The organism is Algoriphagus sp., assembly GCF_024642405.1.
Lineage (GTDB): Bacteria > Bacteroidota > Bacteroidia > Cytophagales > Cyclobacteriaceae > Algoriphagus.
Genome location: NZ_JAHEBC010000395.1, coordinates 1 through 3,391 on the forward strand (window position 1 = coordinate 1; position 3,391 = coordinate 3,391).

The window sequence follows — 3,391 nt, forward strand, 5'->3', positions numbered from 1 at the left end:
AGAGATGGCATCTTATACTCAGCATCCTCAGAAATTATCCGATGAAAGAGCTCGCTTTTTCGAAGGTTGCCCCGAGTGATCGCCTTTTTTCCGGGAGAATTAGGTAAGTCAATAAAAGCCATATCAGGAGTGTGGAGGCTTAAACCGGCTTTTTGAGCTGCCAGATCAGGACCGTGACAGGCGAAGCACTTGTCCGATAAGATGGGTTTTACATGGATGTTGAAATCCACTGCCTCCGGCAATTCATCATAGGCAATTTGCACTTTTTCTGGTAGCTCAGGAGTGCAGGAATAAAAAATAAAGAGAATGCTTAATAGAATAAGAAACTTCGGATTCATTGCTAGAATAATCTATCTCTTAAACTACTGGAAATTGGGGATTATCGGAAATGGTTTTTTATGAAGTTGGAAATGTTGTGGGTTGTGAGTTGTCGGTTGGCCCGTCATTGCGTTTCGTTATGGAGAGCAGGGATTAGGGAAAAGGTATTTAGAAATGCTGTTGGTTGTCGGTTGTCGGTTCCGTCATTGCGCAGCTTTTTTTACTTCACATAATCAATCAAGAATCCGATCAATAACACTCCTATGGTGAATGTAATAAAACCCAGCATGTAAGCTATAAAGGCTTTTATATAGTTGAAAAACTTCTTCTTATCGAAGAATTGCCCAATTGCCCAGGCGATGTAAAAGATCCCCAATAAGAAACCCTTGTCTATTATGGTCATTTCAACCATACTGTCAATTATCCCAAATACCGAGAAAAACAGCATTCCCATTCCCATGGTAAAGCAGAGTAGGATTAGGATTTCAAAATAGTTGTATCCGTATTTTTTAAAGAAAATTTTGATCCAAAGGGCGATAAATAAGGCCATTATTATATTGGCGTAACCATAGTTATTTGAAACCCATTCAAAAATCAGCGAGGAGGTGGAAGTGTCTCCCTCTGAGTAGTTAACATAGCCATCTTCGAAATGTAATAGCCGTTGGAATAGGGTATAAATAAGTGAACAGATTATAATAAATACTATAGGTTTTACGATTCGATTTCTGTCCTCTAGAATAAATTCCTGTACCGTTTTCCCCGGCCGTAAGAGCAGTTCTTTAATGGTATATAAAATACCTTTGTCAAAATTGAGAACACTTCCAATCTCATTGAAAACATATTTTCTATCAATCCTATTTAATTGAATAGGCGCACCACAATTAAAACAATAACTGCCACTAAGTTTGGTTTCACATTTTTTGCAATACGCTTCACTTTTTTGATCCTGCATCCAGTGTTGTTTTAAACTTTATGTTTTGTTGATACTTCCTGATTTCTAAAGTATATAATTAGAGATTTAAATAAAATTTCTTTTGTGGTAGTTGTGGGTTGTACCGTCATTGCGTTTCCTTGTGGAGAGAAGGGATAAGGGAATAGGAGGTTGGAAATGTTGTAGTGGTTGTGAATTGTGAGTTGTCGGTTCTTGGATCTCGTACTTCGTCGATCGTACTTAGAATCTATTGTAATTAAGAGTCTTTTTGAAAAAGTTAGAAATGTTGTCGTTGTTGTGAGTTTTTAGTTATCGTACTTCAAATTTCGTACTTCATATTTATCTCCCTCGTATTGTATTTACACTTGGGTTTTCTAATTTGAGACGCATTAAGACCCCAGTCTATGAACTACTATAAAAAACATTCTTTCGCATTCTTTGCTCTTTTTTTGATTTTGGTTTCTTGTGATCCTAAACCAGAAACAGTTGAGGTAACTTCCCCTCCAATTCAAAAGCCCCGAACCATTGTCACCACCGATGGGGAAATTGATGATGTGGATTCATATATCCGGATGCTGCTTTATGCGAATGAATTTCAGATCGAAGGTTTGATTTATAGCAGTTCCATGTGGCATTACAAAGGGGATGGAAATGGTACACTTTTTACTTCAGAGATGGAAATGACCAAGAATATGTATGGAGCAAAGACGGATCTTCGTTGGCCAGGAGTGGAGTGGATGAATCCTCTTTTAGATGCCTATGAGGAAGTTTATCCCAAGCTAAACCAACATGCAGAAGGCTTTCCGACAGCGGATTATTTAAGAAGTGTGGTGAGAGTTGGGAATATCGACTTCGAAGGAGAAATGGAAGTGGATACGGAAGGTTCGGATTTCATCAAAGCCAAACTTCTGGATGAGAATAGGGAACCGATTTACTTACAGGCTTGGGGTGGGACAAATACCATTGCGAGGGCTTTAAAATCCATTGAAGATGAATATAAAGGGACGCCTGAATGGGAGGGGGTATATCAAAAAGTGATTGATAAAGCTATCATTTATGCTATCCTGGATCAGGATGCTACTTATAGAAAGTATGTTGAGCCCAACTGGCCTGATTTAAAGATTTTCTATAATTCCAGTCAATTTTGGTGTTTTGCCTACGCCTGGCAAAATGCAGTTCCAGAATCTCAGCACTTTCTTTTTGAAGGTGAGTTTATGGGAGATGAAATCATCAATAATCATGGCCCTTTACTTAAGCAGTATTATAGTTATGGCGATGGGCAACATCAAGAAGGGGATGATGAACATATCCACGGAGATCCTACCAAGTTGGAAAATGCGCAGTGGGGAACTTTCGGGGTTTATGATTTTATTTCTGAAGGAGATTCACCTGCCTACTTACACTTGATTGATGTGGGTTTAGATAATCTCAATCATCCCGAATGGGGTGGTTGGGGAGGTAGATTGGAGCAGTCTGCCGATCAACTGAATCGTTGGGAAGATGGTGGTGATGTATTGGATTATAATCCATTTACTGATAAAATGGATGCAACCTATCCTCAGATTAGATGGGTGGAGGCTATTCAGCAGGATTTCGCTGCCAGAGCAGACTGGTGTGTAATGGATTATGCAGATGCAAATCATTCTCCTGAGATAACAGCTATTACTCCGTCTCGTATGACTGCGAAACCCGGTGAAACTTTCACTATTGAAATAAATGCAACAGATCCGGATGGAGATCAATTGGAAACTAAATTTTGGATTTACAAAGAAGTTGGAACCTATGCAGGAGAGGCCACTTTAAGTGCTGATGGGATGAAAGCAACTGTGAATTTAGATGCTAATTCTATTGGTCAATTGCATGTAATTGCTGAGGTGAAAGATAATGGTGTTCATCCAATGACAAGATATCAAAGGTTTGTGGTGGAGGTGAGGTAGGAAATGTTGTCGAGGTTGTAATTGTTCCACCAATTAGCTATTCATCATTCACCATTCGAAATTAAAAAACATTTCCTCCATCCTATTCAAATGGTTCAGTTGGGATTTTCAATCCCGAACTTTTATCATTGATTTCTTTATTCAATTTTAAATTTCCTTTTTCTTCAACGTCCTTTTGGCTTGGCCCAAAAGGACCAAAAATCCA

General features: G+C 38.7%; 3 protein-coding genes. 1 reads left to right on the forward strand and 2 read right to left on the reverse strand.

Going from position 1 to position 3,391, the window contains the following annotated elements; all coding sequences use genetic code 11:
- Both Q0L68_RS18320 and Q0L68_RS18325 read right to left on the reverse strand, forming a co-directional pair.
- On the reverse strand, positions 1–338 hold a 338-nt coding region (locus tag Q0L68_RS18320), incomplete at its 3' end, for a c-type cytochrome domain-containing protein (protein WP_296705702.1).
- 200 nt (positions 339–538) lie between these two features.
- Complete coding sequence (locus Q0L68_RS18325) at positions 539–1,270, reverse strand: DUF3667 domain-containing protein (protein WP_296705703.1); 732 nt, start codon at positions 1,268–1,270, stop codon at positions 539–541.
- A 383-nt stretch (positions 1,271–1,653) separates the two neighbouring features.
- Here Q0L68_RS18325 and Q0L68_RS18330 point away from each other — a divergent pair, with 383 nt between their 5' ends.
- Positions 1,654–3,186 carry a nucleoside hydrolase-like domain-containing protein gene (locus Q0L68_RS18330; protein ID WP_296705704.1) on the forward strand — a complete coding sequence of 511 codons (1,533 nt, stop codon included), beginning with the start codon at positions 1,654–1,656 and terminating at the stop codon, positions 3,184–3,186.
- The last annotated feature ends 205 nt before the right edge of the window (positions 3,187–3,391 follow it).

Bases quoted from the DNA above. Each gene is read 5' to 3' on its own strand.
- Q0L68_RS18325 (WP_296705703.1), bottom strand. From the start codon at position 1,270: ATGCAGGATCAAAAAAGTGAAGCGTATTGCAAAAAATGTGAAACCAAA.
- Q0L68_RS18330 (WP_296705704.1), top strand. From the start codon at position 1,654: ATGAACTACTATAAAAAACATTCTTTCGCATTCTTTGCTCTTTTTTTG.